This is a genomic window from Paenibacillus sp. VT-400 (assembly GCF_001029205.1).
GTDB classification, from domain to species: Bacteria; Bacillota; Bacilli; order Paenibacillales; family Paenibacillaceae; genus Paenibacillus; species Paenibacillus amylolyticus.
In genome coordinates this window covers 1,668,009-1,688,203 of the sequence record NZ_LELF01000067.1, presented here as the reverse complement: position 1 = coordinate 1,688,203, position 20,195 = coordinate 1,668,009, and the positions used below count along the sequence as shown (strand labels likewise).

General features: G+C 45.4%; 17 protein-coding genes. 1 reads left to right on the top strand and 16 read right to left on the bottom strand.

The features are described from left to right. Window positions 1-149 precede the first annotated feature (149 nt). Window positions 150-2,483, bottom strand: a complete 2,334-nt coding sequence (locus EL84_RS18405) for an endo-1,4-beta-xylanase (protein ID WP_053061526.1) — start codon at window positions 2,481-2,483, stop codon at window positions 150-152. A 362-nt stretch (window positions 2,484-2,845) separates the two neighbouring features. Continuing rightward, window positions 2,846-3,610 (bottom strand): helix-turn-helix domain-containing protein, encoded by a 765-nt coding sequence (locus EL84_RS18400; RefSeq protein WP_047842603.1) that lies wholly within the window; start codon window positions 3,608-3,610, stop codon window positions 2,846-2,848. 146 nt (window positions 3,611-3,756) lie between these two features. Between EL84_RS18400 and EL84_RS18395 the strand changes: the two genes are divergently transcribed. Further along, on the top strand, window positions 3,757-6,006 hold the full coding sequence (locus tag EL84_RS18395) for an FAD-dependent oxidoreductase (RefSeq protein ID WP_047842602.1): 2,250 nt from the start codon (window positions 3,757-3,759) through the stop codon (window positions 6,004-6,006). A gap of 59 nt (window positions 6,007-6,065) precedes the next feature. Here EL84_RS18395 and EL84_RS18390 read toward each other — a convergent pair whose 3' ends face one another. The 14 genes from EL84_RS18390 to EL84_RS18325 all read right to left on the bottom strand — a co-directional run bounded on the left by EL84_RS18390 (window position 6,066) and on the right by EL84_RS18325 (window position 20,047). Next, on the bottom strand, window positions 6,066-7,136 hold the full coding sequence (locus EL84_RS18390) for a glycoside hydrolase family 105 protein (protein ID WP_047842601.1): 1,071 nt from the start codon (window positions 7,134-7,136) through the stop codon (window positions 6,066-6,068). A 35-nt stretch (window positions 7,137-7,171) separates the two neighbouring features. Then, window positions 7,172-9,727 carry a hypothetical protein gene (locus EL84_RS18385; protein ID WP_047842600.1) on the bottom strand — a complete coding sequence of 852 codons (2,556 nt, stop codon included), beginning with the start codon at window positions 9,725-9,727 and terminating at the stop codon, window positions 7,172-7,174. A gap of 5 nt (window positions 9,728-9,732) precedes the next feature. Next, entirely contained in the window at window positions 9,733-10,557 is an 825-nt protein-coding gene (locus tag EL84_RS18380; RefSeq protein ID WP_036609056.1) for a carbohydrate ABC transporter permease, read from the bottom strand. Next, window positions 10,557-11,462 (bottom strand): carbohydrate ABC transporter permease, encoded by a 906-nt coding sequence (locus EL84_RS18375; protein WP_036609058.1) that lies wholly within the window; start codon window positions 11,460-11,462, stop codon window positions 10,557-10,559. The genes EL84_RS18380 and EL84_RS18375 overlap by 1 nt, the downstream gene beginning before the upstream one ends. Before the next feature lie 91 nt (window positions 11,463-11,553). After that, on the bottom strand, window positions 11,554-12,825 hold the full coding sequence (locus tag EL84_RS18370; RefSeq protein ID WP_047842599.1) for an ABC transporter substrate-binding protein: 1,272 nt from the start codon (window positions 12,823-12,825) through the stop codon (window positions 11,554-11,556). A gap of 22 nt (window positions 12,826-12,847) precedes the next feature. Further along, on the bottom strand, window positions 12,848-13,729 hold the full coding sequence (locus tag EL84_RS18365) for an AraC family transcriptional regulator (RefSeq protein WP_036609061.1): 882 nt from the start codon (window positions 13,727-13,729) through the stop codon (window positions 12,848-12,850). A gap of 237 nt (window positions 13,730-13,966) precedes the next feature. Further along, window positions 13,967-14,767, bottom strand: a complete 801-nt coding sequence (locus tag EL84_RS18360) for a phosphotransferase (protein ID WP_047842598.1) — start codon at window positions 14,765-14,767, stop codon at window positions 13,967-13,969. Between the two features lie 11 nt (window positions 14,768-14,778). Continuing rightward, window positions 14,779-15,054, bottom strand: a complete 276-nt coding sequence (locus EL84_RS18355) for a hypothetical protein (protein WP_047842597.1) — start codon at window positions 15,052-15,054, stop codon at window positions 14,779-14,781. 165 nt (window positions 15,055-15,219) lie between these two features. Continuing rightward, a complete protein-coding gene (locus tag EL84_RS18350; protein ID WP_047842596.1) occupies window positions 15,220-15,759 on the bottom strand; it encodes a GNAT family N-acetyltransferase in 540 nt (179 codons plus the stop codon). A gap of 204 nt (window positions 15,760-15,963) precedes the next feature. Then, window positions 15,964-17,151, bottom strand: a complete 1,188-nt coding sequence (locus EL84_RS18345; protein ID WP_047842595.1) for a glycoside hydrolase family 5 protein — start codon at window positions 17,149-17,151, stop codon at window positions 15,964-15,966. A gap of 207 nt (window positions 17,152-17,358) precedes the next feature. Continuing rightward, entirely contained in the window at window positions 17,359-17,775 is a 417-nt protein-coding gene (locus EL84_RS18340) for a hypothetical protein (protein ID WP_053061525.1), read from the bottom strand. Window positions 17,776-17,801: 26 nt separating this feature from the next. Beyond that, window positions 17,802-18,830: an alpha/beta fold hydrolase gene (locus EL84_RS18335; protein WP_047842593.1), complete on the bottom strand. Its 1,029-nt coding sequence runs from the start codon at window positions 18,828-18,830 to the stop codon at window positions 17,802-17,804. A gap of 51 nt (window positions 18,831-18,881) precedes the next feature. Further along, entirely contained in the window at window positions 18,882-19,517 is a 636-nt protein-coding gene (locus EL84_RS18330; protein ID WP_047842592.1) for a hypothetical protein, read from the bottom strand. Then, the gene (locus EL84_RS18325) at window positions 19,514-20,047 is read right to left on the bottom strand and encodes a GNAT family N-acetyltransferase (RefSeq protein ID WP_047842591.1); all 534 of its coding nucleotides are present in this window, start codon (window positions 20,045-20,047) and stop codon (window positions 19,514-19,516) included. The genes EL84_RS18330 and EL84_RS18325 overlap by 4 nt, the downstream gene beginning before the upstream one ends. Window positions 20,048-20,195: the final 148 nt, after the last annotated feature.

Genomic DNA, 20,195 nt, shown 5'->3' with positions numbered 1-20,195 from the left:
CCCCGCTTCGGCCGGGGCCGGGCTCATTCGCATGGATATGTGATACCAGTTGCCAGGGACGGGATAGGGATACACAGATTTGTTCTATTGTATTAAAAAAACCGGAGATCTGGGATCTCCGGCTAGGCTGGGTATAACGACTTAGCAAATTAGGATATAGGCTCCACTCCCCAGACAAGCTCGCCGTTCCGGTAAAGAGTTACCTTGGTCCAATCGGCAAAAGAAGTCTGTAGCGGGTTAAAGGAATAATCATCCCCTTCGCTGTAATTGGACCAGTCTGCTTTGTGCAACCGGGTATGTATCTCCCCAGAGGTTCCTCCGACCGGGATCACGCCTGCTCCGGTACCGAACTTCAGTTCCAGATAATGGTCCGCTCCAGGAACAGGTGCAGGCAGTTTCACTATGCTGCCGCTGATCTGACTGCCTCCAAGCTGTGCATAATCACAGAAAAAGGATTGTTGTTTCTCCCCGTCCACTGTATACCAGTAACGAATTGTCAGTTCATTCAGGCTAACTGTGGAGGTACCGTTATTGTAAATAACAAACTGCGGTTTCATTTGGTTATCGAGCAGATTTGTATCCCCTGCACGATAGGCTAGAGTCAGATTACCAGCAGGCTCTGGCGGCCCTCCACCCTGGACCTTTGCGGAAGCTTGAACGGAGTTCACACTCTTCCCAACGCTGTTAACCGCATTCACCACATAGTAGTAGGTGGTTCCAGCAGATACCGCCATATCCGTATAGCTTGTTCCCGATACAGCGGCCACAGATGTATACGGTCCGGCTGCTGTCAGCGACCTGTTTACCGTATAGGAGGTCGCACTTGCAGATGCACTCCAGCTTAGATTGATGCTGTTGTCGCTAACCGCAGTGGCAGTCAGATTCTGCGGAGCGGCTGGTACTGTCTCGACCTGGACCGTCTCTAATACGGACCAATAGGCTGGCTTGGACTGGAGTCGCTCGTCGAAAAGCAGCGGCCAGTTGTTGCGGGCGACCGGGAAGGTTCGTAGCCAGGTATTGGCATCATCCTTGCCCCACAAGGTAACATTCTTGACTGTGTCCGTATGCCTCAGGAAGATTTGGAACAGGGACTTGTACAGCGCCGCCTGCTGTGTCTTCAGTTCTTCCGGGAAGATATCATAAGATTGCGAATCATTGGAATATACGCTTACATCAAGCTCAGTAATATGTGTTTCGAGGCCCAGCGCCTTAAATTTGACAATGGAACTCTCAATTTCCGAAAGGGTTGGATAAAAGAGGCTGATGTGTGTTTGATGGCCGACTCCGTCAATAGGCACACCCTTGGCTTGAAGGCGAGTGATCAGATTGTAGAGGGCCTGGCTTTTGGCCGGCTCATGGGTATTGTAGTCATTAATAAACAACTTGGCATCCGGGTCGGCTGCATAGGCGAATTCAAATGCTTTCTCAATATATTCTTCTCCGGCAATCTGGTACCACAGACTGCGCCGCAGGCCATCCGGCTCGGAGGCATCAATGACTTCATTCACAACGTCCCAAGCGTAGATCTGGCCTTGATAACGCTCCATTACCGTCTCAATATGCTGCTGCATCCGTTCATACAGCACCGTTTTGCTCACCAGATTGCCGTTGGCATCGTGAAATACCCAATCCGGAGTTTGTGTATGCCAAACGAGGGTATGCCCGCGTATTTCTTGTCCGTTCGCTGCTGCAAAAGCAACTGCGGCATCCGACCCGCTGAAATTATACATACCCTCTTGCGGCTCGGTACTGTCCCATTTCAGAACATTGCCTGGTGTCAGACTATCAAAATGCTTCGTAAGCAGCTGCTTGTCCGGTTCGGTCAGCAGTTCATTGTTCGTGAAGGCCGTCCCAATTCGAAACTTGCCCGCAAAAGCATCCTGTAGGGAAGGAATGTCTTCTTCGATCACAATGGGTCCGAGATCTGGCAGCTTCTCCAATCGGAAATCATCCATATAAAAAGAAGCTGTGGCACGGTCTGGCACTTCAAAATAAACCGATAACTGATTCGCTGGTTCCAGCATTTTAAACTGTGCAGTAAGCTTGGTCCATCCGCCTGCGGATGCGGTACCGAATGTTAAATTTTCATAATGTGTTGTATCTGGCAGGGTACGCTGTAAAGACATATTGAGGTTTGTGCTGGACGCTCCCGCCGGAAGCTTCACCCAGCCAGTGAACACATACGTCTGTCCCACCTCCAAAAGTTCTGTCACATCCAGCGCTGGCCCATGCCATGTCATAGCACGCCCGCTCACTTCCAGTCCATAATCTCCGGTACGCGCTGCAACGGCGCTTGCATGAAGCGTTTCTACTTCACCGCGTCCGCTCCAGCTCTGGACCGTGCCATCTTCAAAATCATGACTCAGAATCAAGGTATTCTCCTCTTCTGCCGCATGAACAGATGGAGCTGCCCAATACAAAGGAACTAACAAAGTTATCATCAAAACAAATTTAAGCGCTTTCAAAAATATCATTTTTCTCATCGCTTCCATTCTCCTTTATCGAATATTAGGATGAATTCCTTATTCCAAAGGCTAAGGCCATATCCACCTCCTTGGTTTTAGTTATAAAATCAGAGTCCTCATTCAAACGGATACGGGGGGCATACGTTCGGATAAGGACTCCATATGGTAAATTATAGTATAAATTGTCTATGATCTACAACTGAAATGTACTTCCCCTCTAATTTCGGTTAGAAATGTAGTATCCGTTGCTTCTGCATTCATTCACACCAGCTCCTCCATAATCTGGGCAACCCGTAACGAAGGTGTATACCTAGTGCTCCGCTGGCTTCAAAAGTTGTCTTTAAAGTTGTCTTCAAATCTTTCTGCTCTCTTCTTTCAGCTTACACCCTGTGTCTCCTGCGATACTCAGATGGACTTATGCCCAACGTTTTGGAGAACACTCTACTCAGATAAAAACCGTTCTCATATCCGCATCGCTCAGCAATTTGGTTAAGGGTCAGGCTGCTGTCAGCCAAGAGGTTCTGCGCTTTTTTCAGACGGACCCGTTTGAGATAGCCTGATGGCGTCTCCTGAAAAGCTTCCCGGAAACGCCTTGTCAACTGCACCGGACTCAAGGCCAGTCGCTGTGCCAATTCCTGAAGGCTGATCTCCTCTTCCGCCCGTTCCTCCAGCAGCGCTGCCGCTTCAGCCATTCGTGCGTCTTCGGTGAATCTCCGCTCCTTTAAGCGATTCTGTCTGCGTTCCACCTGATACAACTGCCACAAATCCATCATAAAATGTGTCTTCCAACGGGCAACTTCCCCCTTATTCTCCTCACTGTCCTGGCGTAAATAAGCGTACGTCGAGGCTAACCGCTTCGTGTCATTAATCAGCGATTTTCCGGCTGGTGGCAGAAACTCCTCCTCCTCCGGGCTACTGCTAAACTGTAAATAGTGAAATGTCAGCGGGGTAATGACTGTCCGCCGAAAAGGAACCGCCGGGGGGCACAGCACCAGATCGCCAAAACTCGCTTCTCCGATCTGACCCCCAATCTCATAATGGAATATTCCCTCTTCGACGGCAAAAGCCACCCAAGTCGTATAGATATCTTCCGTAAGAGCAAATTCCCCTTTTTGCTTCCAGTAGATGTGGTTAAGCAGCTCCATGACTTGACCACCCTTTCTGTGAAATAAAATATATGTTTGATGATAGTATAGTGCATTTAAAAAGTGAATATATAAATCTAAGATGAAATTATAGATATGTAATTGGAGTCAAGGTGGATCTAACTTCAGTTAAGGAGGTCACAGATATGAAACAAGAGCATGTACAATACGACATCACCGTCATCGGCGGAGGACTTGCTGGTGTATGCGCCGCGATAGCCGCTGCCCGCATGGGGCAGCAGGTGGCGCTGGTGCAGAACCGCCCCGTGCTTGGCGGCAATTCCAGCAGCGAGGTTCGGGTCTGGGTGTGCGGTGCCACCGCCCACGGGATTAACCGTTATGCCCGGGAAACGGGTATTATGGGGGAATTGTTTGTAGAGAATCAGTATCGTAATCCAGAGGGCAATCCCTATCTCTGGGACTTAATCATTCTGGAAGCCGTTCGAGCTGAATCCAACATTAGCCTGTACCTGAACACGGATGTACATGAAGTCGAGGCCACTGGGGATGGAGATGAACGCATGATCACCTCCGTTACCGGATGGATGATGGGTTCTGAGCGCAAAATCCGATTCGAAAGTCAGATCTACCTGGACTGTACGGGTGATGGATTAGTCGGCTTTCTGGCTGGAGCCAAGTTTGCACTCGGCCGGGAAGCCCGCAGCGAATATGGTGAAGAATGGGCACCTGAGGTGGCTGATCAGATCACGCTGGGCAGTACACTCCTCTTTTATACCAAGGATGCTGGTGCGCCTGTCCGTTATATCCCGCCTTCTTTTGCCAAGGATATTACACAGACCAGTATTCCGATTCGCCGGGTCATTCGCAGCGGGGATTCCGGTTGTCATTATTGGTGGATTGAATGGGGCGGTGAACATGACACCGTTCATGACAATGAGCTGATCCGTGATGAACTGTGGTCCGTGATCTACGGGATCTGGGACTATATCAAGAACTCCGGCAAGTTTGATGCAGATCATATGACGCTGGAGTGGATTGGTTCGCTGCCTGGCAAAAGGGAGTACCGCCGCTTCACGGGTGACTATGTGCTCACCCAGAACGATATTATCAGCCAGCGGGAGTTCCCGGATGCCGTTGCCTTTGGCGGCTGGTCCATTGACCTGCATCCCCCGCAGGGCATGTACGCCGAAGCGAGTGGCTCGAAGCATATGCATGCCGATGGCGTATATCACGTGCCGTTCCGCTCGCTGTATTCCGCAAATGTGCGGAATATGCTCATGGCCGGGCGCGACATCAGTGCATCACATGTCGCCTTCGGCACAACGCGCGTCATGGCAACATGCGCGGTCATCGGCGAAGCCGCGGGTACGGGCGCGGCGCTCTGCGCGGCCATGGGGGTATCGCCGCGCGAGCTCCACGCGAGGCATCTGGCGGTCCTGCAGCAGACGTTGCTGCGGCAGGACGCTTCTATCATCGGGGTGCGCAGCCACGATGAGCTGGATCTGGCCCGGCGTGCCCAGGTTACAGCCTCCAGCACGCTGACGGGCATCGCCCTTGAGCAGCCTGGCGAGACGTACCCGCTGGGTACAGATGTTGCCCTGCTGCTGCCTGTGCATCCAGTGCTCAGCGGCCTGGAGCTGCTGCTGGATGCATCCAGCGATACCGCGCTGACGGTAGAGCTGTGGGATACGGGGCGTAAGGAGAACTACGTCCCGCATTTGTTACAAGTTACGGCGACTGTTAACGTTACAACAGGAACTGCGCAGTGGGTGAAGCTGCCGCTCGAATGGCGACCGGAAGAACCGCAGAATGCTTTTATAATCATCCGCTCCAATAAAGCCGTCTCACTCTATCATTCGACAGAAGCACACAGCGGGGTGCTAATCTTCTTCAAAACAGAAGAAAACCACGTGTCCAAAAATCTGGAGGATCATGCCACGGATCAGCCTGTCGTATTATGGTCCATGCAGGGGTTGGCGCGTCAGCCATTCTGCTGTCGAACCCTCTCTGAGACCACGGCCTATTCATCGGACAACACGATCAACGGTTATCATCGCCCTTACGGTGGGCCGCAACAGTGGATGTCGCAGCCGATGCAGTCTGGGAAGCCTGAATGGGTACAACTGACATGGGAAGAGCCACAAACCTTGGCTGAGTTGCACTTGACGTTTAATGATGATGTGAACGAGGATCTGGTTAATTTACATCACCATCACACAACATTCCGTGTGATGCCTGAGCTGGTGTGTGATTATCACGTGGAGGCACTGACTCCTGCTGGCGAATGGACACAAGTCGCAAGTGTTCAAGAAAATCACAAAAGAAAAGTTATTCATCCCCTGGATGTCCCTGTGTCAGCTCAGGCTCTGAGAATCATAATTGATGCCACAAATGGCAGCAGATATGCCGAATTAATCGAGATTCGAGCTTACTGAAACAAAAAGGAGGATACAGGAAACTGTATCCCCTATCCTCCGTACAAGTCCGCCTGATTCTATTCGACGGTTGGAGCCCGCAAGCCCTCAATCAGGATAAACAACGTAAGTGCTTGTCCATATCCCATCGGACTGATCGCTATATCTTTATAAAACTGAGCATCCTGCCCCACAGGTGTACCATAGGACACCTGCTGTACAACGCCGTGATCATCAATCTGTTTCAACACCGCTTCAAGCGCACTCAAGCCATTCTGGCGATAGGATTCATCCAGGTATCCATACCGGATTCCCTTAAGAATGCCGTATCCAATCGCTGCCGTTGCCGAAGTTTCTTTGTAAGAGGTTGGATCATCCAGCACAGTGTGCCACATGCCATCCTCACCTTGAAGCTTGCTCAGTGCTCTGACTTGAGCGGTTGCTGTATCCAACAGATAGGCCTTTAACCCGTCTTCAATCGGAATGATATTCAGGAAATCCATAACTCCCGCCGTATACCATGCATTGCCTCTTCCCCAATGAACAGCACCATAGTTATGATTTTCATTGAAATCCCAGCCATGATAGAACAATCCGGTTTTCTTGTTATATAGATATTTGATATGCACAAGGAACTGTCGTTTGGCTTCTTCCACCATGTCGGGTTTCTTGAAGTATACCCCTGCCTTGGCCAAAAATAGCACCGTCATAAACAGGGTATCAATCAGAATTTGACCATCATTGGCGTCTCCCGTGATCATATGCTGAAACGCACCATCTCCGGTTCGCAGCAGTCCATCCATGATCCAACTGCTCCACTCCTCACAGACCTGTTCGTACTCCTTGTTTCCGGTCAGCTCGCATAATGAGATCAAAGTAAGGAGCGGAGCGCAGGTGTTCACATTTTTTTCCGGTAACCCTTCCATCAGCCTTGCATTATACCATGATTCCAGAAATTCTAGCACTTTGGGATCTTTCGTTGCCTCATGAAGCTGAAGCAAGCCATACAGACCGACACCTTGCGGCCATTCCCATAGATGTATGTCGATTAGTCCGATGGGAAACTGTTCATTGATACTTGTGTTTTTCATAGACTCCATCGCTTGGGATACCTTGCTTATTCTCTCCTGCAGCACCATTTGATTCGGCATGTTGGTTATCACTCCCTTGGTTTCTTACACACGATTCAGCGCTCCATGTCCAGTAACTTCAGTTGTCCCTTCACTCCATAACCTTCGTGTATAATTTCCTCTTCTTCAATAAGAAAAGGCTTGTTCATTCCCCATTGAATTGGACCATATACCGGGTCTGTTAGAGTGAGAGTTAAAGCTTGATTATCGAATTGCGGGCTTGCAGAACAAACTTGGTTGATAAAAGCGTCAAATGACCCGAATTGTTGCTCGCTTCCTGCTCTTATAATCCAGGCGTTACGCAAGCCAGGGGAAATAAGTTCACGCTCTCTTGTCACCCCGCTACTCTCCATACTCGTCCCGTTAGCCGCATATATAGCTGCATAACCCTTATCCAAACGGGCAAAATGCCAGTTCTCATGCCTTACCCATTCCGTGAAGGAGTGAGTAGGAAAATAAGCATGTGTCCAGTCAGAGTTGTTATCCGCAGGAATATCAAACATCATCAAAGCGATCCCTTCATGTTGAACAACATCGGGCAATATTCCATTCCCAGCCCAGAAGCAAGGTCGACCATCCCCATGCTTGTATATTTCTGCCGGATGATTCACCCAGATCAGCGCCTCAGGTGACAGAGATAAATGCTGGACATGCTCCTGATAACCTAGCTTGCCTGGACGAAAGCGAATGATTGAGGATAAGGAGTATTCCTTGGTCCGACAGTGATAGAGCTTGGCGTAACCTCCCTTGCCCTGCTGATTGGCGAACACCAACTGCTGATTGTCCCCAAGCAACAGATGCTCCTGATATGCTGCTGGAGGACTGTAATCCGATAAACTCAAGGCAACATTGCTTATTGAATAATTGTTTACATTGCCAACGCCATAAGCGATCCAGCACATTGAAGTGGTTCCCGCTGCATAACCACCCAGCAGTTCCTTCTCATAGCTGCGCCCAAACGTTGTGGACAAGACTCCTTGATGCATCTGAACGGTAATATAATAGAATAACAGGTCCATTGCCTTTTTGGCTTGCTGTCTGAGCTGTTCATTATGGGCAAATTCATAGATATGCAATAGCCCAACCGCATCAATCGGAATGTATGCACTTGAATTCCATTCTGCCAATCCTTCATCCAAAAAGCGCTCAAACCATAATGCAAGCCTCTGCTCTGCTTTTTGACGGTGTACTTCACCGGATTCACCACTGTTGCTGAACATTTCATCCCCAAACAGCTGTCCGGCTAACAGTTCATTGGTATGGAACAACAAGGCATGGTTCTCACTGAAGAACCACATCACATCATCGCCAGGTTCATCAATCCAATATCGATAGCCAAGAATACTTGCTTTTACCCGATCCCAGAACGGTTCACTGAACAGACCGCTATTTCGCTCATCTCTCCATAGACGGAACAGTCCCACCAGATAGAAGTCACTGCAATCCTTCCGTTGCTCGATACCTTCGACACCCTCAAGCAATATGTTCTCCGCTTCTTGCAGATTGCCTCCTGTTTTGAGCATGGCGATGGCCTTATGAATATTGGGACTGCCCTTCTCAGCAATGCATTGCAGAGCCAGGGATTTGCGGGCTTCAATATCCGCAGCTTGCTGAGCAGCCTCATCATAGCTCGTATCATAGGATTGGCAGCCAAACTTCTTGGTTAGTACAATATTTGAAACTGAAATGGCCAGCGTGAAATATACGTAATGATGACCGAGTTGATTCGTATGTGCCAGGACCAGGTCCGTTTCCTGCTCAGCTATGTGTATCGTCTTATTTTCGGTGCCATCAAAAAAATTGCCATACTGAATATCAATCTCTCTAACGATGTCCGGCAAGGGAAGCGGCAGCTTGAGCTTAATCTGCTCACCTCTGAAGAGATCCGAAGGAAAATAAGCCTGTTCGAGAGCTTGCTCTGCGGATTTTACAGACTCCGCCAAATGAGAAGCAATAGGCAGGGAAATCACCAATTCCTCGTCTCCCAAATATTCCACCGCAAAAGCATACATGGTATCCCGCTCAGCCAGATCCTCCCAGCAGGCATAGATCTCATTGATTCCAGCTACAAGTTCAGCTTTAATAACGATTTCCTGCTCTTTGTTACGCATGAGTGGCGCAAAATCCGTTACCATTTCCCCATTCACCCACAACGTCAGACTGCCATAGGTCTTAATCCGCAAAGAGGCGGTATGAGCAGTCGGAGAAATGAGTCTTGTCGCCGCGTAACTGCGCAGATGTGTCGGTACAAACCAAAATCCTGATTGCTCCACCCGTGGATTATTCCAAGGAGAATACAGTGCCCAAGGCATTCCGTTCTCTTCTCCAACGAAATCGTCTCCCGGGCTAGGAAACTCGCTCCATTGATCAAAAAATCGGTTCACAGGCTGCGTTCTCCTATGTTCTACAAATTCCTTTCTGCATGGATTCTCATGAATGGCAAAACCATCGATAAGCCAATCATTAATATCTCCCTCCATCGTTGTTGGAACAAAGGCAACAGGCTTTGTATATATGCCGCTGATCATCCAATGATTAATGACCTGATTGTGACCTAATTTCATAGGTTTATAATTCAAGGTATCCATCCCACTCCGGGTGGTATCTGACATTCAACTCATCCTTTCATTCCTGAAGTAATCATACCGCTGACAAAATACCGTTGGAAAACCATAAAAACAATGAGTACCGGAAGCATCGTGATAACGGACATCGCAAGCAAACTTCCCCAATCCACGTTGTATTCACCAATAAAATTAGAGAGCGCAAGCTGAATCGTATATTTCGATGGATCACTAATCGCAATTAAAGGCCATACAAAATCATCCCATCTCCACATGAAGGAGAAGATTGCGAGCACCGCAAGAATCGGCTTCGCTATCGGAAGAATAATGCTCCAGTAAATTTTCCATTCGCCCGCTCCATCCATCCGGGCAGCTTCCAACAGCTCGTCCGGTACGGACAACAAATACTGCCGCATAAGGAACACACCTGTTGGGGTTGCTGCTGGCGGGATAATAATCGCGAGTAGGCTATTATACAACCCCAGTGCACTCAGCACTTTGAATATAGGGATCATAATTACCTCAATCGGAATCATGAGTGTTGAGACAAAAGCAATTAATATGATCGCGCTTCCGCGGAAGCGATATTTCGCCAATGCAAAACCTGCCATGGAGTTAATCAATAACAGTAGCAGCGTTGAGCTTACAGTTACGATTGTACTATTCATAAAATACAAGCCAAAATCGCCTTTACTGAATGCCTCCTTGAAATGCTCGAAGGTGATTGGCTGCGGCCATAACTTGGGAGGGAAGCTGTACAGATCGCTATTCGTTTTTAGAGAAGAAATCACGACCCACAGGACAGGCAGGAGCCACACTACTGCGGCAACACTTAACAGACTGTAGATGAAGATTTTGACCATAGGCTTCATTACCATTACGTAGCCCCTCCTTTCGATAGACGGAATTGCAGAGCCGAGAATCCACCAATAAGGATAAACAGTATCACCGACATGGCACTGGCCAGACCGAGTTCCTGTCTGTTAAAACCAATCTCATAAATATATTGAACAATATAGGTAGTATCTTTGCCCGGACCACCACCTGTAAGCGCAAACATAAGTGGAAATGCTTTGAACGCGTCAATCAGAGTCAGCATAACAACAAGCAAGCTTGTGGGCTTCAAAAGCGGGAGCGTGATATAGCGGAACACCTTCATTCCCGTTGCCCCATCCAAGCGGGCAGCCTCATAATAATCCGTAGGTATAGCCTGCAAACCCGCGATAAAAATGACCATAAAAAAGCCTGCACGTGACCACACTGTCGCGATGATTACAGCCGTATTTGCCCAAAAGGAAGAGGTTAAAAAACCTACAGGTTCCACACCAACCACGGTTAACAGATGATTCAAGATGCCAAATGAATCTCCGAAAATCCACTTCCAGGTCAATCCTACGATAATGTAAGAAATCATGGTCGGCCAGTAAAATACGGCCCTGAAGAACCCGCGCATTCTAATCTCGCGTGCAAGCAGCAAAGCAATGCCTAACGCTGCTGCATATATTAGCGGGACAACAATTGCTGCATAAATCCCCGTTCGTCCGATGGTCGACCAAAATTCCCGATCCCCTATAATTTTGATATAATTATCCAGCCCGTTGAACTTCATTGGGTTCAATCCATCATAGACATGGAAGGAATAATAGAGGCCCAATAAAGAAGGAAATACGATAAAAGTTCCAAAGATCAGGAGGTTGGGTAGTATAAACAGATAAGGAGCAATAACGAGCTTCCTGTTCTGTTTTGCCAGCGTATTTTTGTTTAATCGTTGTCCTTCACTCATCTGCTTGCCCCTTCCTTATGCGTTATTCGAAAGGGAGGCTTCACAGGAATCGGTAAGCCCCCGTATACGAATTAACCAAAGCGCTTTACGTTTATTGACTGCCAATAGCCTCGCTAATCAGTTTGGCTGTTCGATCCAATGCCTCCTGCGGAGTTGCCTTATCGGATAAAACCTCAACAATATTATTTTTCAGGTCCGTTGAAATTTTGGATATAATGGTCTGTCTGGACCAGTCATTAGCTGCAAGAGGCGAACTGTTCTTCAGTTCATCCGCGAAAATTTCAAACATTTCCTTGCCGAATTCATAATTCAATACAGAGCTGTCCTTCCGTGGACTCATAAACAATGATTCTTGGTTATATTTTGAATTCACTTCTTTGGACGTTAAGTATTCAATAAATTCTGCCGCCTCCTGCTCATATCCGCTGCCTTTGAAAGCCATCAGAAACTTCCCGCCTGGTACTGAAGAACGTTGTGTTCCTTTCGGCATATAGGTGACTCCCCATTCAAAATCAGTGATATCCTTGTAATTGCTGATCATCCAGTTGCCAGCCCAGTGGGTAGCCACCGTCCCGGAACGGAACAGGTTGTTCGGATTTTCCCCTCCGAGCCATACGGATTCGGGCATGATCCCTTCTTGATGAAGCTGCTTGAACTGCTCCATGCTACGGATTCCGGCTTCACTGTTAATCGCTGCTGCAGTGCCATCCTCTGTTAAGATGCTTCCGCCATTCTGATACAAAAGAGTGGACCATCTATGCGGTGTGACATCCCATACCATGCCATAACGTGCTCCGCCTTTGTCCATAACCTCTTTTAACGCAGCTGTGTATTCATCCCACGTCCATACCTGGTCAGGAGAGGTCGGTACTTTGACGCCCGCTTTATCAAATAAGGTTTTGTTATAAATAAGCCCATTCGCTGTAACATCCATAGGCGCCGCTACCAGCTTGTCATTAATAACATAATAAGGTTTAAGTGAGTCAATAAATTGATCCTCGAATTGGTCCGCATTGTCCACGTAAGGTGTCAGATCAACCGCCTGATTAGCAAATGATCCAGTATCCGTGACCCGGCTCAGGGCAGGTGGCTTTCCACCGGATAACATTGTTTTTAATTTGGTTTGGATATCCTTGAAGCCAACTTCAATCAGGTTGATTTTAACCTTGGTATTGGTCTGCTCATAATCTTTAATGATTTCCTTGATGACTTCTCCTTCTTTTCCGTCAGAGAACCACAGGAAATCCAGGGTTGTTTGTTTTGGGTTAGCATTGGTACCTGAATTTCCGCAAGCAGTCAATACGATGAGTAACATGACCAATACCATGCTAGTGGTGAGCTTAAACGTTGTTCTTCTTGTCATATCAACATCTCCTTGGAAGGGTCTAATGAATTTTGGCTTCGTTGAGCAATTCACTTTTACGGAATAACTGTGGTGATACACCCACATATTGTTTAAACGCCCTGCTAAAATATACAGGTGTGTTAAAACCTAACGTCTCAGATATGGACAAAATCGGTGCATCCGTAGACAGCAACAATTTTTTGGCCTCTGCAACTCTTTTCCGTATAACATAGTTGCTTATGGTATATCCCGTTGTCTCTTTGAAAGAATGACAAATGTAGTATTTATTCAAATGGAGTGTTTTGGACAGTTCATCCAATGAAACATTCTCCGTATAGTTCTGGTTTAAATAATGAAGAACCCGGCTTACGCTTGTCTGCTTCTGGGAAGAACATAAGATAGGATTGGCGGATTGCTCACTAGTTGTTTTCCGGTAAATCCGCAGTAGCAATTGGGTAAGACTTAATTTGACCATTGTTTTGTACCCTGTATTTCCTGCCCCCATCTCCTCCTTGATTCCCTTAAATATAGCTGTGATATACTCACGCTCCTCCGGAGGCCAATGCACCAATAACCCATTGGGATGACGGAATATGGACATCAGATTCTCTAACTGACTGACAGCAAGCATGTCCAAAAGCAATAATTCCGTGAAATTGACAAAACTTCGCTTGTACACCATTTCTCTTGAAGGATTGATTCGGTGGGGCACACCGCCTCTGAATATAAACATATCTCCAGGCAGCGGCTTATATATTCGGTCACCGATTAAAAAGGTTGCATCTCCTTGAATAAAATAATGTATCTCATACCCATTATGCGTATGAACAGGCCATTCATCCTGAAAATTATCTGCTTCTGATCGCACATAAACTTCATTTTCCTGCAAAGCAATATTCGTCGGGGTGTGTATGGTTAGCATCAGTAAGATCTCCCTTCCCAGAATATAAAAAGCAATATAGTTTAATAATTTACAATGATAGCGCTTTACAATGAATTGTATCACAGTTATTTCGATCTAATCTGAACTATATTGCTGTATTGTTGATCACAATTGTTGAAAATGATTAGAAAGGAATTTATAGGGATTTGAAAGATGAAAACAAATAAAACCGCTGTCCAGCCCGTAGGCTATCACGCGGTCCATTAGCATTACCTTTCAAACCCATTCATCCCAATGGTTTTCAAGAAAAATGACTTCTTTCTCATAGTGGGCCAGATGCCCCTCTTCGACCATCTTCATAAAAGCGACATCTCCATCAGCCGCACGATCAGTCAGTGTTTTACACATGAAACGGATACGTGATATGACCCAATCCTTCAAATCTGCTGGAACACTCAGCCCGTACGTAGTCATGAATAAGGCAATCCGTTCTTTTCGAACAGTTCCGTGTGCCTGGCTGACGTATGGCATTACACCCTTTCCGTCCATCTCTGGTGAGAAATTTGCGAGTGGAACGGATGTATACAAGACATAGGCGATATCCCACATTCGCGGACCCGGACCCGCCATATCAAAATCAATAATGCCTTGAGGACAGCCATCCTTGTACACCACATTATACGGCGCAAAATCGTTATGACATACAACTTCATCTTCTGTTATGCCTGGATATCTGTTCGTTGAAACTGATGTTGTTGTAAATCCAACGGTCGCATCATGGTAACTTCTCAACAGTTTTGCGACTTCAATCAAAGATTCGTCTGACCACATATACTCTTCTAGATCAGGGTAGTCATCGCCTGGAACGATGCCATCGAGGTAAGAGAGCGTTTCTCTCCCCTGTTCATCTATTCCCAGAAATCGAGGAGCTTGATCATAACCAACTTTTTCGAGATGTAAAAGCAGTTCAACCACATATGGATTTGGTTTCACATGCCGGCGAACCGTCTCACCTATTCTGACGACCTGATTCACATTACCTCCCGATAACACTTCCTCCTGTTGGGCCACTTTCATCCCTCCTCAAGCTAAACTTCCTTGTTATGCCCATGATTACGATTTTTCTTATAACTCCCCGGGAATCCCGCCACCAATAGTATGAATCCAACAAAAAACATGAAGTATACGAGTAAACCTGTTGGATGCTCGTTCATCTGAGCAAACTGGGGTACGTTCGTCCCTCCTGACGCATATCCTGCTTCTACTATAGCGACAGAGACTCGTATTGAAATTCTCTCCATCGTTGAAATAAACACACTGCCAAGCATGAGGACTACACCCAAAATCTTGTTAATATTATTCATTTCATGCCTCCTTAATTAACCATCCACTTTTTATGAGGTTATCTACTTAATGTCTTTCGATTCTCTAGTCTATATTCCTGCATGTTATATTCACGGTCCGTTCTATATCATCATATCAAATAGCGGCGTCATCACTGACGCCGCTGTTGACGCTCTCTGAATAAGTTACGTAGCTACCACTTGGTGCAGATCCATACTATTTTCGAAAAAGGCTGACCGTTCAACATAATACAGATCATACATCTGTTCATTCAAATTAATCCGTTGATATACATCTGGATACACATCATTGGCTAACTTCACATAAGGCAGTTTTTGTACTGCTTTTCTGGATCTTATATTCTGCTTGCGTATCTTCATAAATACCGTTTCAATCCCATGTTCCAGAAACATTTCAACAAAAAAGGCTGATTTGGCTCTTTGGCTATACCCATTTCCAAAAAACGGTGAACCAATCCATGTGGCTAAAAAACCGGTTTGATGCTCAATATGATATAGATCAATGGTTCCAATAGGCTGCCCTGTTTCATTCAAAATCGTTCGGGAAATCACTGTCTTTTGCTCTTCTTCGACCATCAATTGTTTGGTCAGGAATAGATATTCTTCATACGATTGGCATTGATAACGAACGTAAGGAGAAACTGCGGGGTCCATCATTAAGCTGTACAGTGAAAGGCATTCCTGCAAATCACGTTTTTTTAACATTCTGTCTACCACCTAGTCCTTTTAGTTCGCTATATCAAGCAAATTAATTATATAAAAGCTATTGTGGGATTTAATGAATTCTGTATGTGGCTTATGTAAAATGCATTGGTAAATGTTGTTCATCTTCATCTCCGGTAGCACAAAAAAACGGCATGTCCCTTTTACAGGAACACGCCGTTTACACGGATACAGCCAGACAGTAATTTATTGCATACCTTGCATGATGGCATTAATGATATTTTGCTGCGTCACGGTTTTGTTTGAACGGTTAAACAATGCGAATCCATGTTGACCGTTATGCCCATTATCCCAATAAACAGGAACCATTTTGTATTTTTTAGCTTTTGCGGTAACTGCTTTGGCGTAAGCAGCACGATATACATTGTTACTGGAATCGTAGGACGTTTTATCAATGGAACCGAACTCACCAATCACTACAGGATAGCCCTGAGTCACAAATTTGTCGTACATGGACTTGAACTGCGATTCAAGATAATCCTCTTGGCCCCAAGTAGACTTCTTGGCAGGATTCGTAGAAGTTGCACCCCACTGTGTGATATTACCGTTTTCCTCACCTGCAAAATCCCACGGAGAGTAATAATGTGCCGAGATCATGATTCTCTTCTGCGAACTAGGAATAGCCGTGGATCTGTAATTATCTGTCGGAAGAGCAAAGCCATAATTACCAACAGTGTAGTCAATATTGGTATTCCAGCCTGGAATCAGCAACCATCTGGCATTGTTGTTACCTCCAGTCTGACGAACCGTATCCACGAAGATTTGATTGTATGCGTTCAGATTGGCGTAATAGGCCGAATTTGGATTGCCATAGTTACCATCGAATACTTCGTTCATGGATTCGAAAATAAGACGGTCATTGTAGTTGCTAAACTTGGTGGCAATCTGCTGCCACACCTTCTTATATTTTTCCTTAATGGCAGTCTGATTGCCACCATTCACGAGCAGCCATCCACCCTGTACGGAATTATACCCATCACCATGAATATTGATGATCACATACAGACCTTCATTGTACGCATAATCCACGACTTGCTGAATTCGATTCAGCCATGCCGCATTGATTGTATAATTGGGAGCGCTTCCAATGTTGTTCAAATAGGAAACGGGAATACGAATGGATTTGAATCCTGCCGCTTTTACCTTTTTGATTAACTCTGGAGTTACTGTAGGATTACCCCAAGCTGTCTCATTCGGTGTACCGTTCACCGCTGCTTCCAGCTGATTGCCGAGATTCCATCCTGCACCCATCTCAGCCACTACTTGCGAAGCGTCTGCTGCTGATGCTTTAGCGCTCCATCCCGTAAAAGCTACCGCAGCCACTAATACCAGTGCCAAGCTGCTGATGCCAAATTTCTTCCATTTTTTGAACATAACCATACCTCCGCTTATTCTATTATTTTTAACAAGCAGTGCAGTTAATCTATGCATACAGATTGAATGATTCGAGAATACGTGCCTCCTCTCTCTAATCGATCAAACAAATGAATTCTTCGTCCAACATCAACATAATAACACATTTATGGAAAATAAAGCGATATATTTGTTGTTTTTGTGACTATTTACTGCAAAATAATCCATCTATCCGTTTAAGTGGATTGCTTGGATTTGTTCTCTATCAAAATCAATAATCATAATGTGATCGCGCAAAATATGATCTCCGCAAGATATTGTTGCGCCGTAATCGGCTATACTGTTAAATGTGATATCCACACGATAGACTTCAATCTCATTAAACCAATTCTGATGTACCTTTTCATGAAGTTCATTCTCATAATATTCTCGAAAGACAGTCTCACACGTTGAAAACCACTTAATGTAGTCTTCTATATTATGAACAACTGAATCTAACGGTGTATTAGTAGACACATATATTCGAACGTCATTTAAATCCTCATCCTGTATGCAGTGTTTAAATATTTGCACAGTATTTTGCAGAGTGTAACACCGGTAACTCTCATCACTCTCTTCTTCAAGCTCAATGAATTCATTTAACAATATGATCTTGCTCCTCTCAATGCATATTAAAATAGCTCATTTAACCACTTTACGAATTTTTCTTTCTCTTCAAACTGTGGGTAATGCGCCGACTCGTTGAATACAATGAAGTCTTTGATCGGTGCATCCAATACGTCAAAATAATCACGTGCTGCATTTGCAGTGGTCATATAATCATATTTACCCGTTACAAAATAGGTAGGAATCTCCAGATGATCAACAATATCAGGTAAATTTTGATCAAATGCTTCCCTCAGTAAGATGTCTTGTGAACTGAACATCCCTGAATAAAAGCGAATCATATCCAGCCCATTATATTCGGGAATTAAAAGGAATCCTGAAATATAATCTCTATTCTCGTTGATGAGTCTGGCTGCACCACCGTACTTTTGCAACAAAATTCTAGGCGTAAGTTCCTTTCCTTGCTCGATCGAGCTGCGGATTAGCTCCAGTTTTTTAACATCATCTTCATTACCGGCTTGTTTCGCTTGCTCGTACGTGTACTCCAAACTTTCCAGTTCGCTCTGAAGTGTATTAGCCATCTGTCCAATCCCTATATAAGCGTGAAACTGAGCAGGTGCTTTAGCCGCAGCTTTCATCCCGATGTATGTACCAAATGAATGACCGATTAATATAACCTTCTCTTGACCTAACTCCTTAGATACATAATCCCTTAACGCTAACAAATCATCTACTAATACATCTGTTGTGAGATTCGAGTAATCTTCAAAAAAGTGATAGGACTTTCCACTCCCACGTTGATCGTAATGCACCACCGTGAAGTGTTGCTCAAGCTCTTTCTGATACTTCCTTACGTATGGAATCTCCGAGCATCCTGGCCCACCATGCACAAAAATCAGGATAGGGTTAGTCCGATCAACACCCCTGATCATGACTTCATGTCCTGTACCGTTAATTTCGACCTGTTCTAACATGCTGATGCTGTTTTCACCTTTAATTTTGGGTGTCCATGTGGGAAATATCAGAGCTACTATAACCATTAAAATAATACTGAATATGCTGTACTTGAGTGTTTTACGTATTTTTTTGCGCATGTAATGCTCCTTAAATAATAAGTTTCATTTGTAATTCTACCAACGGTTCCTTTATCGTAACGGATACAACAATTCAACAGGTTCTATCATCAGCTCTTCTTGGAAGATGTAATTGTGATCGGCTCCAACGATACAGAGGATTCGTTTTCCTGGATGAGCTTCAATTGTATTTTTGACTCTTTGAATCATAATCTGATTACGGACCACCCAGCGAAAGTTCTGTGCCTTCGCGTTTACCTGATGCAACCATTCATATTTTTGTCTGGTTACACGATCGAACTCCTTTGAATTAAAAGGAATCTCGCCAAACTGATACGTCTCCATTTGCTCTGCAAACCAATGATCATCCCGTTGTTCAAGTTCTTTGCGTTCCACGTCCGAATAACCGTTGAATGGATCAAAAGCATTCCACACATCCAATTCAAACCAGTCAATAGGGACAAATGGGATGTTATGCTCCTCGCATAAAGGGAAGACCAATTCCCAATACTCACTGGCTGGTTCTCCCCAGTATCCTCTATCATGTTTGTCCTTCAGATACCTCAACCAACTCTGCGGATGAACTTCACCACAAATGAGATCTGGTTTAAACTCAGTTATCACATTCTTGTAAAGGGAAAGAGAACAATGATATCGCTCCCTGAGTTCAGGATTATGAATGGTTCCGAGTATCCCAACCGTTGTCATGTGCCCAGCTCCTTTATCATATGTATATCGTTCGGCTCTTTGTCATAAAGTTCTTGATCAATCTCGCTTGCAATCTGACTGCCCTGACTTTTGTAAAAGGATACCGCTGATTTCGTCTCTGTGGAGGAGATATACAGATACTGTGCACCACGTTTCTTAGCCTCTTCACCTAACTCGTTTAGAATACGTTTACCAATACCTTGTCTTCTGTACCCGCGTGAGACATACATCAAGTCAACTTGTAATTGATTTCGTTCTTTTCCTCTATATTGATGTGCCAGCACACCAAATCCGATTAATTGATCGTCAGCAAACGCACCATATGCCATGCCACCTTGTTCTAATTCGTACACATATCGATTTTGAATCTCTTTCAAAAGCATCTCATCCCAGTTTGAGCATTCATGATTTTGTTCAAGTTCAACCAATCGGTTCTCCCTCATTTCATAAATGAGATCAATATGTTCCGAGCGATCTATTTCCTGCAGCTGATTCACATCATCAAGGGTCAACGTTCTATACGTTATCATGATTGTTGCATCTCTCCTTCCCCATGTTATTTCTAAGATCCTATGGCTTTATTGATCGAAGTCTGTATTTATCAAAGACCCTTTTATCGTACAAAATAGTGTATTCCTTGTTCTCTTCAATTAGTTTTGACATATCCATTGGAACGGC